The organism is Amycolatopsis stemonae, from assembly GCF_054781455.1.
Map to the genome: position 1 here is coordinate 488,270 of NZ_BAAGUJ010000006.1, position 16,472 is coordinate 504,741.

Consider the following 16,472-nt stretch of genomic DNA (forward strand, 5'->3'; position numbering starts at 1 on the left):
CAACTCGATCGGGATGGTGCACCGGGCCCGAGGAACCGGGCCCGGCGCGTTCGGCTGCCGTGCCGCTCAGAACCGCCCTTGCTTCTTGCCCCAGAAGTACTCGTTGGCCAGGTTCTTCTTGATCTGGTCGGAGAGCCCGGCGTAACGCGGGTCGGTGTTCAGGACGTTCTCGATGTCCTTGACCGCGTTCTGGGTCTGCGTTTTCTTTTCGGGCGGCAGGTTGTCGAGGTCGTTCTGGAAGTCCTCCCAGGTGTGCTTCGTCTTGTTCGCCCTGCCGGGGATGTCGTCGAGGGTGTACGAGGTCCGCGGCGGATCGTTGAGGTTGAACTTGTTTTCGTGGTGCAGCACGTTGTGGTACTCGATGACCGACTGGTTGGTGTTGGACCCGTTGTAGCCGAGCTGGTCCTGCTTGATGTGGCCCATCTCGTGGTACAGCGTCTTGTCGGGCTGGCCGGCACCGAGGTTGATCGTGCCGGAGTGGTGGTTGTACCCGCCGCCGCCCTGGAGGTCGAGAGCGTCGTGGGCCTTGTTGTGCCCGAACTCCCCGGCGACGGTGTCCGCGTCGTAGCCCATGTAGTGGCCGACCGTCTTGCCGTGGTCGGCCGGGCCGAAACCGTGGGCCACGCCGGGCGGCAGGTCTTCGATCTTGGTGTTCAGCTTGACGTTCGGGTCGTCCGGGATCTTCAGGGTCTTCTGCGGCCCGTCGATACCCAGCTCGTTCTTGTAGCCGTCGTACTTCTGGTCGAACGGCCGGCTGTCGTTCGGCGGCCGGTTGTGCCCGGGGTGGTCGGGGCCCGCGGGCTGGTAGTCGATGGGCGTGTGGTCGTTCCGGCTGCCGCCGGCGTGCGATTGACCGCCGCCGGAGCCGGTGTGGCCGCCGCCGGGCGTACCCGTGCCGTGGCCCGGCGGGGGAGGCGGTGGCGGTGGCGCGCTGTGGCCCGGGGGCGGCGGAGGCGGTGGCGGCGCGCTGTGGCCCGGCGGGGGCGGCGGTGGAGGTGGTGCGCCGGTGGTGCCGTGGCCCGGTGGGGGAGGCGGTGGCGGCGGTGCGCTGGTTTGGCCGTGCCCTGGGGGCGGCGGGGGAGGCGGCGGCGGTGCGGGCTGCGAGGACGGGTTGGAGCTTTGGACGTGGGTGGCGTCGTTGCCGGCGTTGGCACGGGGCGGTGGCGCCGGGTGCGGTTGCGGCGCGGGCGTGTCGGTGTCGTCGGCCAGCTTGCTGCTGGTGCAGCCGAGGCCGAGCGGGTCGGCCTCGAGCAACGGGTTGGGCACGTAGGTGATCGGGTTCGGCGCCGGCGTGAGCCCCAGCGGGTCCTGGCTGAGGTAGCGGCCGGTACCCGGGTCGTAGTAGCGGAAGACGTTGTAGTGCAGGCCGGTCTCGTCGTCGGCGTACTGGCCGGGGAACCGCAGCGGCGTCGACACGCTGCCCGGGCGGCCGGGCGTCACACGGCCCCACAGCGACGTGGTGGCGTGCCAGGCCACGACCCCGTGGGCGTCGATCAGGTCGACCGGCGTGCCGATCTGGTCGGTGACGAACGAAAAGAACCGCACCCCGGTGCCGAGGTGCTCGGTCTGCGTGACCGGGCGCGTGCTGGCGGGGTAGTGGTCCCAGGTGAGCACGAGCTCGCGGCCGTGGGCGTCGCGGTGCACCTGCTCCACGAGCAGCTGGCCGCTCCAGGCGAACGTGACTTCCTCGGCCACGCCGCCGTCCGGTGCCAGGCGCTGCTTCGCGGTGCGACGGCCGAGCGGGTCGTAGCGGTAGCGCCACTCGGCGCCCTGGGGCGTCCGGACGCCGACGAGGCGGTCGAGCGGACCCCAGCGGTACGTCCAGGTGCCGCCCGGGTCGCTGCGGGTGGTCAGGCGGCCCTGCGCGTCGTAGCCGAACCGGACCGCGCCCGCGGCGACCAGCGTGTTGCCGGTGTAGTGGCGCGGTCCGAGCTCCTGTGCGTCGACGATGTTTCCGGCCGCGTCGTAGCGGTAGCTCTCGGTACCGCTGCGCGCGGCGACGTCGGTGACGCGACCGGCCGGGTCGAGCCGGAACCGAGCCGGCCCGGAGAGGGCGTCGTCGACGCCGGCGAGGCGGCCGTCGGACTGGTAGAGGTAGCCGCGCTGCTGGGTCACGCGGGCGGTGTCGCGCGTGGTCACGGCCTGCTGGGTCAGCTGGTGCCCGGCGTCGAACGCCTGGGTCAGCGTGGCGCCGGCGGTGGTGCGCTCGATCTCCCGGCCGGCTTCGTCGTGGCGGAACGAGACCACCTGCCCGGCGACGAGCAACGACACCGGTGTTCCGCCGGCGTCGCAGGTCCACGCACTGTCCACTCCGGACGGAGTGCGGCGCCGGACGCTCGTCCCGTCGTAGGAGTAGGCGATCTCCCGGCCGTCGACGGTTTCCCGCACCACGCGGCCGAACTCGTCACGCTCGATCTCAGCCACGCTGTCGCCTTCGGTGGCGCGCACGAGAAAACCGACCGGATCGTAGGTGTAAGTGGTCACGCCCGCGCCGGTGCGGCGCTCGACCACGTTGCCCAGGACGTCGTAGGTGAACGTCGTGGCCGCGCCGAGGCCGTCGACCGACTTCACGAGCTGGCCGGCGCTGTCGTATTCGAAGTGCAGGACGCGGCCGTCGAAGTCGGTCTCGGAGACCGTGCGGCCGGCGGCGTCGTAGGTGTAGGACCAGCTCAGGCCCGCGGGGTTCGTCACGCGCGTCAGGCGCAGCTCGGTGTCGTACTCGTAGGCGGTCCGGGCTCCGGTGGCGTCGATCGTCGCGACGGTGAGGTCGAACGGACCGTACTCGTAGCGGTCGCCGCCGTGCTCGACGACGTTGCCCTCGGGGTCGTAGCGCCACCTGTCCTGGCGGCCCGTCGGCCCGATCCGGAGGGCGCGGCGGCCCTCGACGGTCCAGTCGAGCCGGGTCCGGGCCCCGGAGGCGTCGGTGACCACGCGCGGACGGCCGAACAGGTCCCGCTCCACCGGGTCCGCGACCGGGGCCGGCGCGACCTCCGCGCCCCACTGCCGGTCCTGCCGGAACTCGACGTCCGCCGCGGAGCGCACCGCGAGCAGATCGGGTGCGGTCCCGGCCGGGTACACCCGCCGGTAGGTCCGGGCGCCGTCGGCGACCGTGAGCGTCAGTGAACCGTCCACTCCGGACTCGACGCCGGCGCGCGTCCCGTCCGGGCGCACGATCGCCGTGAGCAGACCTTCCGTGGTGTACTCGAACGCCGTGGTGCGGCCCAGCGGGTCGGTGCGGGACAGGAGGCGGTCGTAGCGGTCCCAAGTGGACACCGTCGTCCCGCCGAGCGGGCCGACCTCGCGCACGACCTGGTCGGCCTCGTTGACGTGGAATTCGGTGCGGTGGCCGAGCGAGTCGGTGTAGGTGGTGACGCGGTTTCCGCGGTCGTAGGCGAACTGGCCGTCGTAGAACCCGCGGTCGCCGACGGTCCGCACGCAGCGACCTTCGGCGTCGTAGACGTAGCGGTACCAGACGCCGTTGCGGTCCTGCCAGCCGGTGATCCGGCCGTCCACGTCGTAGTCGTAGGTCTCGGCCAGGCCCGAGGAGTTGATCACCCGGGTCAAGCGGCCGAGCTCGTCGTAGCCGAAGGTGCGGGCGAGCACGGTGAGGTTCTTCTTCGGGTCGACCACGCGGATCGCCGTGATCCGCCCGGCGGCCGAGTCGAGCTCGACCAGGTAGCCACTCGTGTGCCTCAGGAGCCTCGGAGCGCCGAACCGGTCGTACTCGACGTCGACCCGGTCGCGTCCGGCGCCGATCATCGCCGACACCGGAAGGTGCTGGCCGCCCCGGCCTGGCAGCGGCCTGAACAGCAATTCCGTGCCCCGTAGGGGGTCCGTGATCGAGTACGTGCCGTCTTCGTCGATGCTCAGCGGTCGACGCGGACCTTCCGCCGGCTGTGCCGGGGAACCGGCCGTGGGGAGCGGGTAGACGAGGATCGTGCCGTCGGCGCAGTAGAAGGTCGCGTTGCGCGCGTCGAGTTCGAGCCGTTGGTCCACAGTGGACGTCCAAGTAGGACCGAACCACCGCCCCGCGCGGTAGGTCGAGAGGTGCAGCCGCTCCAGCACGAGCGGGTCGGGCAGGCGCAGGTCCTCCTGCTCCAGCACGACGGCGCCGCGCACCACGTCGACCGGGTCGGACTTGCAGACCAGGTTGTCCTTGCCGACCGCGGTGTCGCGCGGGTTGTCCGGCTTGGGCGAGGGCGCCGGTCCCCTGGTACCGCCACCGCCGGGCGAGCCGTTGCCCGGCGATCCGCCGTGGGCGGGTGGCGGGGTGCTGTGGTCGCCCGAGGGGGTCGCGGAGTCGCTACCCCCGGTCTTGCCTGGCGGCGGAGTGGTGTCCTTCGGCGGGCCTTGGTACCCCGACGTCGACGTGCTGTCGTTGCCGCCCGGCTTGCCCGGGAGCGGGGCGCCCTCGTGTCCGCCACCGGGGGTTTTCACCGGTGGCGCCTTGGGGGTTCCGCCGATGTCGCCGACCTTGGGCGGCGGGGCGGCCTTGCCGGCCTTGAGGTTCTTGAGCGCCTTGCCCGCGTCCTCGAAAAGCGTTCCTGCCCGCTTCAGCAGTGGCACCAGGGCCTTGAGCGCCTTGACGAGCTTGGTGACCAGGTCGGTGATCTTCGAGGCGGTTTTCGCGACGGCGGCGACGACCTGGGGGACGACCCAGGTGAGGCCGATGCCGAGGGTGAACAGGACCTGCAGCGCCCAGCTGATCAGGTGGCCGACGAGTTCGGAGATGATGTCGCGCACCAGCGTGCGGACCGCGGCCACGACCTCACCGGCGGTCTTGACACCGCTTGAGGCACCCTCGCAGCCCTTCTGCGCCGCTTGCAGGGTGGTGGACACGTCCTGTCCGCGCTGGCGATAGGTGTCCGAGGCCGGTCCGGACCACGACTGGAGGTCGGCTTTGATGGCGTCGGTCAGGTCCGAGGAGACGCTGCCGAGTTCCTTGGCGACGTTGGCCCAGGTCTCGGACTGGGCCTGGATCTCGTCGGCGTTGCCGGTGAGGGCGTTGAGCGCGTCCTTGAGCGGGCCGACGTGCTCCATCAACCAGCTGACACCGGCGGCGAGGATGGCACCGAACGGGTCCATGGCCACCGACAGGGCATCGAGGGCCGTGCCGACCGCGCCCATCGCCACCGAGGCCCAGTCGCCGCTCTTGATGGCGGTCGAGAGGTCGTTGGCGGATTCCAGGAGCGAGATGCCGGAGTAGGCCTTCGTCGAGTCCTGGGGCTGCGCGATCAAGGGGTTGCTCACGTCGGCACGCTAGCAGCGGGGGTCACCGGCGCGGGCCCGATCCACGGTGTTGCCCGAATAGTCCCGTAGAGCCGGATCGGAGTTCGCAGCACCGTCCCGTACGGATGCCGAACAGGGCGGCTGCCTGTCGCGCCACGGTGCTCGTCGAAGGCCGTCGCGCAGAACGGGATCAGTGCGGCTGCGTGACGTCGTAGAACGCCTGGGCGATGGTCTTCGCTTTGTCCTTGCAGGCTTGCCTGTCGTCCGCGGGCAGTTTCCCGTCGGAGACGCCGATCTTGAACGTCGCATTGCTGTCCAGGACGACCAGGTCGCACATCGTGCCCCGCGGGGCGGGTCCCCATGCCGCGCTCTCGCCCAAGTGCACCGTCGGGTCGAGCACATAGCCGCCGGAGGAGGTGTAGACGTCGAACCCGGTGCGCTGCCGCCGCACGTTGTTCACCTCGAGGTCGAGGTGAACCGTCGCCGCGTCCGCCGGATTCGTGAACGTGCACAGCCAGCCCGCGCTGCCTTGCAGCCGCGTGTCGGAGGTCTTCGGCGGCAGGTTTCCCGCCCGCCCGGCGACGTCGTCGCAGCTCGCCAACCGTGTGGTCCCGTACTTGCCGGCGACCTCGTCGTACCTGCTGCCGCCGCGCAGCGCGGCGAACACGCCGACGGCGACTCCGACCACGACCACGATGCCGACGGCCACGAGCGCGATGATCCAGCCGGTCGCGAGGCGTCGTTTCGGTGGCCGACCTCCGCCGTGATGCCGGGAGAAACCCTGGGGGAGTGGTGCGTTCACGGCCGAGCTGTCCACTTGAGCCGGATGGTGATGTCGGGCAACCGGCGTCGAGCGCCGACCACGATCCTCACTGCCCCGGTCGAAGTTGCTCTCGCGGACACGCGACTCAACGAATACAAAGCCCGGGACTCCCCTTGCGGCCATGGCTGGCTACACCGTCGCGAAGATCATACGGGAAGTTGGATATCTTTCGCCCGGTTTCGCCGGAAAGAGTGGCTTCGGGGGACTTGCGGTGTCTGTGACGGCATCAGTCGCGCGGCCATGGCCAGACCAGCGGAACTGGGGATGGCGTCAGGGAAGGGCGGCCGCCAGGCGGGTGCGGTGGGCGGCTTCTGCCGCGTCCGGGGGAAGGGTCGGGTAGACGTCGGCTTCGAAGAACCGGGCGAACGGCAGCGTGGCCAGCGTTTCCGCGACTTGGTCCTCGTTGTCGGCGACGACCTCGACGAACGTGGCCCGCCGGGTGGGGGAAACGTAGTGGGCGCCGACCTTCCCGGCCGAGCGCAGCACTTCGAGCTGCTCGTGCTCGGCCTCTCTCAACGCGGCGAATTCCTCGAGGTCGGTGTCCTCACGGAGGAACGCGACCACCATGAACGTCTGCGGCGAGGGCGGGTTCGGGGCTGGTGACATGGCCTTCCCTTCGTCGAGGAGCGAGCGGCGGTGACGACGTGGTTCTGATGTCAGTCGATGACATCACCGTACCACGGCAATGTCATCGACTGACATCACTGACCGGGCCGACGTGACCTCTCGAACCCACGCCAGGCAGCGGCACGAGGTGTCCGTGACGACGAGCGCGACCTGGCCGCCGAGGTCGGCTCGGCGGCCAGGTCGCGTTCCAGCGCTGGGTGGACGGCACAGAGAACCTCGGCCTGCACGAGGCGATCCGTCGATCGTTCGTCCCTCTGCGCACCCTGACCGAACCCCGTCGGCCGTGTGTGCGGGCACCGGATCGCCGGTGGCGGCCGGGCCTTGGCCGGCTTCAGACTGCCGGTGCGGTCCCTTCGATCTCCGCCGTCAGGAGCTCCGCTTCCTCCGCGGCGACCGTGGCCTGCACCTTCTCCGGGGCGAGCGCCGAATTGACCGCCCAGTAGAAGATGACGAGCGCGAAGACGACGACCGTGGCGAGGTCCCACCATTCCGGGAGGATGTTGCGCGGGGTCACGTTCTGCGCGTACCGCCCCAGGAAGCCGATGATCCCGGAACCGACGAGCCAGGGGATGACCCAGACGGCGGCCTTGAGCTCCAGCGGGCGCCGCTTCTCGGCCGGGGCGGTGGCGTAGCTGATCGCGAAGATCAGGAGACCGACGACGATGGCGGCGAGGATCTTCCACGTCGTGTCGTAGCCGCCCCAGTAGATGATCAGGTTGGCGCTGACGAACCCGATCGGGGCCAGCACCTTCGCGTAGGGCGTGCGGTAGGGGCGCGGGCGGCCGAGGTCGCGCTTGCGGAGCGCGGCCAGGGAGACCGGGGCGAACGCGTACATCACCGCCGTCGCCGAGGTGACCACGTTGACCAGTTCCTGCCAGCTCGGGAAGGGCAGGAAGGAGAACTCGCCGACGACGAAGGCGAGGATGATCGACCACAGCGGGATGCCGCGGACGTTGACCTTGCCGAGGATGCCGGGCAGCAGCCGGTCGCGGCCGAGCGCGTAGGTCAGGCGGGCCGACGTCGCCACGTAGACCAGGCCGGTGCCGGCGGGGGAGACGAACGCGTCGGCGTACAGGACGTAGGCGAGCCAGCCGGCGCCGGCGGCGAAGGCGAGCGTCGCGTACGGACCGAAGTCGCCCTTTTCGATCGGGTTGGCCCAGCCCTGGATCAGGTTGTGCGGGTCGATGCTGCCGATGAAAGCGATTTCCAGCAGGATGTAGACCAGCGCGCCGACCGCCATCGCGGTCAGCACCGCGCGGGAGAGGTCGCGTTTCGGGTTCCGCGCCTCGCCGCCGAGCTGGATGGCTTGTTCGAAGCCCTGCAGGGCGAACACGACACCGACCGGCAACGCCGCGAAGATTCCGTGCGCCCCGTACGGCGCGAAACCGCCGCCCGCCGTGAAGTTGCCGGCGTGGAAGCTCGTCGGGATCAGCACGAACACGGTGACCAGCGGGACCGCGGTCTTCCACAACACCGCGTAGGAGTTGCTCTCCGACATCAGCTTCACCCCGACGATGTTGATCAGGGTGAAGACCACCATCAGGAGGCTGGCCCAGCCGAACCCGCTCGCGGTGAGCGTGCCGTCGTCGGGGTGCAGGAGGTTCAGGTTGTCCTTGACCCACGCGATGTTGTTCAGGTACTCCAGACTCGCTTCGACCTCGATCGGCGCGATGGCCACGGCCTGCAGCCACGCGGACCAGCCGGCGACGAACCCGGTGACCGTGCCGTAGGCGAACAGCGGGAACCGCGCCGTGCCGCCGGCGACCGGGTAGGCCGCACCGAGTTCGGCGTGGATCAGCGCCAGCACGGCGAGCATCGCGGCGGCGAGCAGCCACGAGATGATCGACGCCGGGCCGGCGACCTTGGCCGCCTTGAGCGCACCGAGCAGCCAGCCCGAGCCGATGATCGAGCCGAGGGAGATGAACGTCAACCCGTAGAAGCCGACCGCTCGTTTCAGCTGACCGCTGCCGTCGTTCGAGGTCACGACGGTTCGCGAGGTAGCCATGCACACTCCTGTCTGCGAAATCCGGGAAATCCTCCGGTGGCGTTCCGGAGCACTATGGCGCACGCGTGCGCCGAACCAAACCGCTGTGGTGGCAACGATTCGATACTTAAGGGCGACTTAACATGGGACTCGGACATTCGCCGCTTATCGGGGTCGTCGAAGGGATGCGGACGCGCATTCCGGGTGATGCGCAGCAAAGGTGTTCCAGTGACAGGAAACGGACATTGCGGAATCGAAAGGCCGGAGTCGGGTCCGCGTATTCCGTGAGTGCCGATAGGACGGTAGTGCCCTCGTCTTCGAGCCCGGCCACCTAAACTGGGGGTATGACCGACTCGAGGCGGGGTTCCGGTGAGACGCCGGAGGAATTGGCGATCGCGGTGCGGGACCAGGCCAGGAGCGCCGCCACGCTGGCGCTGCGCAAGGGGCTGGAAGACGTCGAAGACCGGTACGGCCAGCACGTCGCCGACGAGGTCGCCGGACTGGTCGATGTGGACGGTGTGTTCGCCGGCCTGAACGAGCCGGTCGCCGCTCGTCGGGAGGACGATGACGAGCCGTACGAGTTCAAGCCGGTGGGGTCGTTGTAGGGGTTACTTCCGCCAGTCGTAGCTCAGTGTGGGCGGCTGGTCGGTTCCCTTCGTGACGGTGAGCTGGTCCTTGGGGTGCGCGGCGGCGTACCGGACCATCTCGTCGTACATGCGGTCGCGCATGCCGACGTCCCGCAGCTCGATCGTGGCGCGCTGGGCCAGGTGCAGCTCGCCGGCTTTCACGTCCGGGTCGGTGCGGATCGCCAGGTTCCAGAAGTGCTTCTTGTCCGTGCCGTCGGCGCCCTGGCCGTCGTTGGTGAAGTAGACCTGGCCGGTGTCCTTGTCGTAGATCGTCTGGGTCACCTTGATCTGGTCGTCACCCTGGGCGGCGTCGAAGTGCCCGTTGTTCGGCGAGTCGCTGGTGTAGAACCCGACTTCTCCGCCGAACGCGTGGTTCGCGTACTTGCCCTTCCACACCTCCAGCCGGTACGTCTTCCCGGTCTCGGGGTCGGTGAACTCCATGTTGTCGCCGTCGTCGCCGGTTTCGTCGAGCCTCATCCCGAAAGCCTCTCCGACCTTGTCGTAGAGGTCTTTCCAGCCCAGGTAGCTCTGCACCGAATGCTCGCCGGTGGTGTAGAAGCCGCCTTCCTCGTCGTACCGGAAGCCGAGGTAGTCGTAGATCTTCTGCGCGACCTCGGGATTCTGCATGATCTTGTTCCAGTCCTGGTGGAGCAGGGCCTCCCGTAGTTCGGGGTACTTCTTCAGCAGCGCGAGGAGTCCGGGTATCTCACGGAGCAGGAGCGCGCCGATCTCGGCGAGATTCCGTTTCTCGGAGCCGGCCAGCTCCCACACCTGACCCGTCTTGAACCGGAGTTTCCGGCCCTCGACGAGCAGGGTCGCGTCGTAGGTGGTGGTCACCCGCTCCAGATCGGCCAGCAGGACGAGGGCCTGGGCCTTCACGGCCTTGTCCTGCGCCCACGCGACGGCGAGGTCCACCTGGCGGATCCCGAAGCCGTGCCAGCCGTCATCGAGCTTCTTCTGGAGGCTCTGGGCGTCCGCGCGCTTGTTCCGGGCCTCCTGCTGGGCCTTCGCCAGCGCGTCTCGGATCGTCTCGAACGACTTGGCCGACTCTTCGAGGTCTTCGGCCTGGTCGTCGCGGTTCTTCTTGAACGCTTCCAGCGACGCGAGCGCTGCTTCGCCGGCCCCGCCTTGCCAGGCCTCGCTCAGCTGGACGCGCACGCTCTCCAGCAGGGCCTTGGTGTCGGCGACGGTTTCCTTGGTGGCCCGGCAGGCCCGGGCGCGGTCGTCCAGCTCGGTGGTGCTGCCCTTCTCCACCTGGTCGGCCAGCGCGTGGATCTTGTCGAACACCGACGTCACCGATCGATCCTTTCGAAGCTGCTGTCCAGCGCTCTCATGAAGGCTTCGCGGGCCCCGGAATCGGTGCTGTGATAGCTCTTCGCGGCCGTCTGGATGCTTTCGACCAGGTTGTCGACCTGCTGCTGCGCGGCTTCCAAGTCGTCGGTGCGCGTCGCCAGCCAGACGTCGTAGTCCCCGGCGAAGGCGGCTGCGCGCTCCGTGCTCCCGACGTTCGACGAGCCGCCGATGGACAACGTCGGCGACGTTCCCGCGCTGAGCTTGGCCGCCGCGGCGTTGATGTCCGCGACGTCGACCTCGAAACCCACCGGAACTCCCTCTCCGCCGCCCGAGTGACAGGCCCCGTCGGCAACGTAACAGTCGGCCGGAAGCCGGGTTGCCAGGTTCGGGCTCCGGTCAGTGGCCAAAACCGGACACGGGGCGGCTCGCGAGAGAGGCTCGTCCGGTTCCTCCGCTCAGCAGCTCGAATACATCTTCAGGTGCGCGATCTGCCCCCACAGAGCGACGTCGAACGTCGCCCGAGCACGGAACCGGTACGCTTCCGCCCTGCTCGGCAGGGGCAGCACGAACTTGCGCCAGTCCCCGTCGACCGGGTGCTCGGAGGTGAGCGAGCCCAGGATCGCGCCCGTGGCGCCGTGCAGGTCGACGTGCCGCAGCACCCAGACGTCGTCGTCCTCGTGGCTGGTCACGGTTCCGTCGAAGGTCGCCGTTCCGTCGGGGAACAGGGTCCACCGGGCGCCCGCCAGCATCGTGCAGCCGCCCTTCCGGATCGTCCCCCAGGTGAACTTCCACGGCGTCCAGCCGGTGAGCCGTTCCGCCGAGGCGCTCGGCGCCTGCACGATGACCGACGGGTCCATGTCCCGCGCCCTTCCGCTCGTCCCGACGAACAGAGGGTGCGGACGACCGGCTTGATACGGGTCACCGGCCGGGAGTCGCGGGCAGGGCGAGGGAGAGGGCCAGGGTGCCGTCGAGGAACATCAGCCCGCGTTCGCCGAACCGCCGGAACGCGCCTTCGACCGCCGGAACTCCGACTGTGAGGCCGAGTTCGCGGTGCACCGCCGCGGCCGTGCGGGGACGGTCCGCACAGGCCAGGTAGATCTCGGCGAGGGTGTCGTGGAACGTGTGGGTGCCGCGGGTCTCGGCGTGCCTGCCGTCGTAGATCTGCAGGAATCCCGGGGCGCTGCGGTACACCAGCACGGGCGGCTCGGCCTCCCAGGCGGCCGACCACGCCGAAACCGCGTCCTCCAGCGGGGCGTAGACCGCCGGGGGCAGTTCTCCTTCCGGCTCGTAGCCGAAGAAGTAGGCCATGCGGTCGATGTCCACTGTGGCGGGATAGACGTGCCGGTAGCTCGGCTCGGGCCGCCTGCTGTGCAGCGGGAACCGGCCGGGCTGGGTGAACAGCGGGCTGAACCGCTCCAGCCACAGCCGGTTCGCGCCGGACGGCGGCTGGAGGTGGACCAGGTGCGGGACGACGGCCGCCTGCGCGGCGTACTCCCCGGCCGGCTCACCGGGAAAACCGAACAGGATGTTCCAGGCGACCGCGATCCCGTAGTAACGCGCCCAGCGCAGGAAGTTGACGTTCTGCGCGGCCCGGACCCCCTTGTCCATCAGCCGGAGCACCTCGGAGCTGAGCGATTCCAGACCCGGCTGCAGCTGGGTGACGCCCGCCTGGGCCAGGAGCCTCAGCTGGGCGCGGGTCAGGTTCGCCTTGACCTCGTAGAAGATCCGGTACTCCCGGCCGGCCTCGGCCAGCGCCGGCACCAGCGTCTTGAGGTAGCCCGGCTCCAGGATGTTGTCGACGGCGTCGAAGCGGAAGGTGCGGTACCGCCGCGCCTGGTGGTCCAGCTCGCCGAGCACCCGGGACGGCGACTTCGCGCGGAACCGCATGGTGGTTCCGTTGAGCCCGCAGAACGTGCAGTGGTGCTTGGCGCCCCACCAGCACCCGCGCGCCGACTCGAAGGGGAGCGCGACGTGCCCGGTCGGCAGCCCGAGCCGCGCCGCCCGCTCGAAGTACTCGTCGTAGTCCGGGACCGGGAGGTCGTCGAGCCGGTCGTGCGGCGCTTCGGACGGCGTCGCGACGACCTCGCCGCCGACCCGCCGGGCGACGCCGGGGATCGTGCCCGGGTTGCCGCCGTTCGCCAGCGCGGCCAGCAGGCGGGGGAAGGCGACGTCACCCTCGCCCAGCACGGCGAAGTCGACGCACGCGACCGACCGGACCAGCTCCAGGCCCATCTCGCCCTCGAAGTTGGCCCCGCCGAACACGGTGACGACGTTCGCGTCGCGCTCCTTGAGCAGGCGGGCGAGGGCGAACGACGCCGTGTTCTGCTGGAACGTCGAGCTGAAGCAGACCACGCGGGTGCCGGCGAGTTCCTCGGCCACGGTGTCGAGGAACGCGGGAACGTCCCGCTCCCGCACGGTCGTCAGCCAGTCCCGCGCCGGCACCGAGTCATCCAAATAGGACAGTTCGGTGCCGAGTTCCGCGAGTAGCTTCCCGTCCGGGTCCGGCGCCGCGTCCCGGAACGCCTCGACGGAGAACAGCCAGTCGCCCAGCTGCCGTCCGCGGTGCTCGGCGAGCGCCCGATAGCGGTCCATGCCGATCCGCACGGCGAAGTCGAGGTTCAGGTGCAGCGTCCGCACCGGCAGCCCGTGCTGGTCCGCGATCGCCTTGAGCAGCCCGAGCTGGATGGACGGCCGGTCGGATTCCAGGAACGGCATGGACACGAGAACGGCGGTCACGACCTGATGGAGTTCGCGTGGAACGACCGGATGGAGTGGGCGGGGTAGAGGTGCGTCAGCGAGCGGATCGATGCACTCGCGGAAGCGTAGTGCAGGATCAGGTCCGCCTGTTCCGGCGTGAACGACCCCTGAAAGCCCTTCTCGAGGTCTTCCTCTTCCACGATGGAGGCCCAGGCGTTCTTGAGGCAGGCCAGCACCAGGCCTTTTTCTTTCTCGGTCAGGCCGATCTCGGCTGCCTTGACCTTCTGCCAGAGGTGGACGAACTCCGCAGCTTTGCCGTCGGACATGGAACCCCTCCTGTTCGGTGACTATCCACTGTGTACTTTGGCCAGCCTGGTCCGCACCTCGTCGGCTTCCGGGTGGGCGAGGTGCGCGAGCAGGTCGGAGGCCTGCTGCCACCCGGCGCGGGCGGACTCGACGTCGCCCAGGTCGCGGCGGAGGTTCGCGAGATCGATGAGCATCCGCGCCTCGATCACCGGGTTCCCGTTGCGGTGCACGAGGTCCAGTGCCTTCTCGTAGCAGACGATCGCCCGTGCGTGGTTGCCGAGCTGCTGGTGGGCGTGGCCGATGCTGTGCCAGCTCTGGGTGGCGCCCAGGTGATCGCCGAGCGCGGTCTGGAGGTCGAGGGCCTGCCGGCAGTACTCGATGGCGAGGTCGTGCTCGCCGAGCAGGGTGTGGAACCAGCCCACGGCGTTGAGCGCCGTCGCCTGGCCTGCCTGGTGCCCGGCCGCGCGGAACAGGTCCAGGGCCTGTTCGGCGTGGGCGAGCGCGTCCGCGACGGCGCCCTGCCGGTCGAGCAGCCAGGCGAACTGGCGGTGCGCGTAGGCCTGGCCGACGACGTCGGCGCTCGCCCTGGACAAGGCGAGCGCGGCTTCGTAATCGGCGGCGGCTTCGGTGTGCCTGCCGAAGCGGACGTGCGTGCCGCCCAGGTGGAGGTGCGCGAAGGCTTGCTTGCGCTGGTCACGGAGGCGGTGCGCGGCGGCCAGTGCCGCCGTGAGCACTTCGCTCTCGTCGTGCCACTGCCCGCGCATCGCCAGGAACCGCTGCATCGACCAGGCGAGTTCCCAGACCCTCGCGTCGTACTCGGCGCCGGTGTGGACGGCCCGCAGCAGCACCCGGTGCTCGGCCTCGAACCACGCCAGTGCCTGCCGGGCGTCGACGATCCGTTCCGGTTCGGCGCCCGCGGGCAACGGGGCCAGCGTGGGCGGCACCTCGAGCCGGGGGTCGATGAAGCCGTCGGCGTGGTAGGCGCTGTGGGCGTAGTGGCCGAGCATGCGGTGGACGGCGGCGGTCCGCTCGGCGGGGGACTCCGCTTCGCCGGCCAGTTCGGCGGCGTAGGCGCGCAGGAGGTCGTGCAGCGTGTAGCGGCCGGGGGAGTGCTCGGCGATCAGGTGTGCGCGGGCGAGCTCGGTCAGGAGCGCGCGCGTGCGCCCGGCGGGCAGGCCGGCCAGGCTCGCCGCGGCGCGGGTGCCGACGTCCGGGCCCGGGTGCAGGCCGAAGAGCCGGAACAGCCGGGCCGCCGCGGGGTCCAGCCGGAGGTACGACCAGGAGAACACGGCCCGGGGGTCGGTCGCCGGGTCGGCGGCCGCGAACTCGTCCAGGCCCCGCGCGTCCCGCAGCTGCCCGGCCAGCGAGGCCAGGTCGAACCCGGGGTGGATCGCCGCGCGGGCCGCCACCACGGCCAGTGCCAGCGGGAGACGCGCGCACAGGCCGATGATCTCGTCGGCCGCGGCGGGTTCGGCGGCCATCCGGGCCGCGCCGATCCGGCGGCGGAGCAGCGTGCGCGCCTCGGCGGTGGCGAGGAGGTCGACGGCGATGGGGTGCGCCCCGGCCGTGACCAGGCCGGCGAGCTGGTCACGGCTGGTCACGAGCACCACGCTGCCCGGCGCCCCGGGCAGCAGCGGCCGCGCCTGTTCGGCGTCGCGGGCGTTGTCCAGCACGACCAGGACGCGCCGGTTCGCCAGCAGGGTCCGGTACAGGCCGACCTGCGCTTCCAGGGCACGGGGTATCCGGTCCCCCGGGACATCGAGCGCCTCGAGGAAGCCGCGGACCGCCTCGGCCGGGGGCATGGGCGAACCGGTCGGATCGAAGCCGCGCAGGTTCACGTACAGCTGGCCGCCGGGGAACTCGCCGGCGACCGCGTGGGCCCAGTGGACGGCGAGCGCGGTCTTGCCCACCCCGGCCGTGCCCGACAGCACGACGATCCGCGCGGCGCGCGACGGCTCGCCCCTGATTTCGCCGAGGCGGCGCAGCGCGCTCTCGCGGCCGGCGAAACCCGGGGTGTCGGGCGGCAGCTGGGCCGGGGCGGCGGGCGGCGGCGCGTCCGGCGTGGACGGCAGCTCGCCCCGCAGGAGCGCGCCGTGCAGCGCCCGCTGCTCGGGGCCCGGATCGGTGCCGAGCGCGTCGGCCAGCCGCTGCCGGACCGCGGCGTAGCGGTCGACGGCCTCCGCGTCGCGTCCGCCGGCGTGCAGCGCGCGCATGTGCAGCGCTTCGAGGGGTTCCGCGAGCGGGTACTCCGCGGCCAGCTCGGGCATCGCGGCGACGACCGAGCCGGCCCTGCCGAGCCGCAGTTCCAGCTCGCCCCAGCGCACGGCCGCGTCGAGGCGGCGCCGGTGCCACGCGGTGCGGACCCGTTCGGCCCAGTCGCCGGGGATGCCGGCCAGCGGCACACCCCGCCAGGCGCGCAGGGCCTCGTCGAGCGCCACGGCGCGGTCGGCGTCGGCGGCCCGGAGGTCGTTCCCGGCTTCGACCAATTGTGCGAACCGGTGCAGATCGACCGAGCCGGGATCGATTTCCAGCACGTAACCCGCGCTTTTCCGGACGACGCCGGCCGTGGTGCCATCGAGCTCGTTGACCCGCTCGAGGAGCCGCCGTATTCGGCTCAGGTGGGAATACACCACATTGCGCGCTTCCCCGGGCGGTTCGTCACCCCAAACGCGGTCGATGAGCGTCCCGACCGGAACCGGGCGCCCGGCGTCGACGGCCAACGCCGCGAGAATCGCCTGCTGACGTGGGGTTCCGGCGTCCAGGGGCTGATCCGCGACGCGGATCTGCACCTCCCCGGACAGCAGAACCTCCATGCGGCGGACTCCTCGTGCTCGACCCGTCCGAACCGGCTTCGTCGATGCTGCCCGCACCGCAAGGTCTCTGCAAG

At 70.5% G+C, this 16,472-nt stretch carries 11 protein-coding genes; 1 reads left to right on the plus strand and 10 read right to left on the minus strand.

Annotation, left to right across the window (positions count from 1 at the left end):
- Positions 1–66: 66 nt before the first annotated feature.
- The 4 genes from ACYVLJ_RS24990 to ACYVLJ_RS25005 all read right to left on the minus strand — a co-directional run bounded on the left by ACYVLJ_RS24990 (position 67) and on the right by ACYVLJ_RS25005 (position 8,684).
- Positions 67–5,250 carry an RHS repeat-associated core domain-containing protein gene (locus ACYVLJ_RS24990; protein WP_460440564.1) on the minus strand — a complete coding sequence of 1,728 codons (5,184 nt, stop codon included), beginning with the start codon at positions 5,248–5,250 and terminating at the stop codon, positions 67–69.
- Between the two features lie 169 nt (positions 5,251–5,419).
- Positions 5,420–5,938, minus strand: coding sequence for a hypothetical protein (locus ACYVLJ_RS24995; RefSeq protein ID WP_460440565.1), 519 nt, complete (start codon positions 5,936–5,938; stop codon positions 5,420–5,422).
- 384 nt (positions 5,939–6,322) lie between these two features.
- Positions 6,323–6,658, minus strand: coding sequence for a muconolactone Delta-isomerase family protein (locus ACYVLJ_RS25000; RefSeq protein WP_460440566.1), 336 nt, complete (start codon positions 6,656–6,658; stop codon positions 6,323–6,325).
- A 352-nt stretch (positions 6,659–7,010) separates the two neighbouring features.
- The gene (locus ACYVLJ_RS25005) at positions 7,011–8,684 is read right to left on the minus strand and encodes an APC family permease (RefSeq protein ID WP_451983608.1); all 1,674 of its coding nucleotides are present in this window, start codon (positions 8,682–8,684) and stop codon (positions 7,011–7,013) included.
- Positions 8,685–9,007: 323 nt separating this feature from the next.
- Here ACYVLJ_RS25005 and ACYVLJ_RS25010 point away from each other — a divergent pair, with 323 nt between their 5' ends.
- A complete protein-coding gene (locus ACYVLJ_RS25010; RefSeq protein ID WP_460440567.1) occupies positions 9,008–9,268 on the plus strand; it encodes a hypothetical protein in 261 nt (86 codons plus the stop codon).
- A gap of 3 nt (positions 9,269–9,271) precedes the next feature.
- Here the strand turns inward: ACYVLJ_RS25010 and ACYVLJ_RS25015 are convergent, their stop codons facing one another.
- From ACYVLJ_RS25015 to ACYVLJ_RS25040, 6 genes are all read right to left on the minus strand, one after another.
- A complete protein-coding gene (locus ACYVLJ_RS25015) occupies positions 9,272–10,585 on the minus strand; it encodes a DUF4474 domain-containing protein (protein ID WP_460440568.1) in 1,314 nt (437 codons plus the stop codon).
- Complete coding sequence (locus ACYVLJ_RS25020) at positions 10,582–10,890, minus strand: hypothetical protein (protein WP_460440569.1); 309 nt, start codon at positions 10,888–10,890, stop codon at positions 10,582–10,584. The genes ACYVLJ_RS25015 and ACYVLJ_RS25020 overlap by 4 nt, the downstream gene beginning before the upstream one ends.
- 147 nt (positions 10,891–11,037) lie before the next feature.
- Complete coding sequence (locus ACYVLJ_RS25025; RefSeq protein ID WP_460440570.1) at positions 11,038–11,439, minus strand: DUF6294 family protein; 402 nt, start codon at positions 11,437–11,439, stop codon at positions 11,038–11,040.
- A 61-nt stretch (positions 11,440–11,500) separates the two neighbouring features.
- Positions 11,501–13,318: a RiPP maturation radical SAM C-methyltransferase gene (locus ACYVLJ_RS25030; RefSeq protein WP_460440571.1), complete on the minus strand. Its 1,818-nt coding sequence runs from the start codon at positions 13,316–13,318 to the stop codon at positions 11,501–11,503.
- A complete protein-coding gene (locus ACYVLJ_RS25035; protein ID WP_451983620.1) occupies positions 13,315–13,605 on the minus strand; it encodes a hypothetical protein in 291 nt (96 codons plus the stop codon). The genes ACYVLJ_RS25030 and ACYVLJ_RS25035 overlap by 4 nt, the downstream gene beginning before the upstream one ends.
- A gap of 21 nt (positions 13,606–13,626) precedes the next feature.
- Positions 13,627–16,398: an AfsR/SARP family transcriptional regulator gene (locus ACYVLJ_RS25040; protein WP_460440572.1), complete on the minus strand. Its 2,772-nt coding sequence runs from the start codon at positions 16,396–16,398 to the stop codon at positions 13,627–13,629.
- Between the last annotated feature and the right edge of the window lie 74 nt (positions 16,399–16,472).

Excerpts from the sequence above, each read along its gene's own strand:
- ACYVLJ_RS25000 (WP_460440566.1), bottom strand. The coding sequence starts at position 6,658 with ATGTCACCAGCCCCGAACCCGCCCTCGCCGCAGACGTTCATGGTGGTC.
- ACYVLJ_RS25005 (WP_451983608.1), bottom strand. The coding sequence starts at position 8,684 with ATGGCTACCTCGCGAACCGTCGTGACCTCGAACGACGGCAGCGGTCAG.
- ACYVLJ_RS25010 (WP_460440567.1), top strand. The coding sequence starts at position 9,008 with ATGACCGACTCGAGGCGGGGTTCCGGTGAGACGCCGGAGGAATTGGCG.
- ACYVLJ_RS25025 (WP_460440570.1), bottom strand. The coding sequence starts at position 11,439 with ATGGACCCGTCGGTCATCGTGCAGGCGCCGAGCGCCTCGGCGGAACGG.
- ACYVLJ_RS25035 (WP_451983620.1), bottom strand. The coding sequence starts at position 13,605 with ATGTCCGACGGCAAAGCTGCGGAGTTCGTCCACCTCTGGCAGAAGGTC.
- ACYVLJ_RS25040 (WP_460440572.1), bottom strand. The coding sequence starts at position 16,398 with ATGGAGGTTCTGCTGTCCGGGGAGGTGCAGATCCGCGTCGCGGATCAG.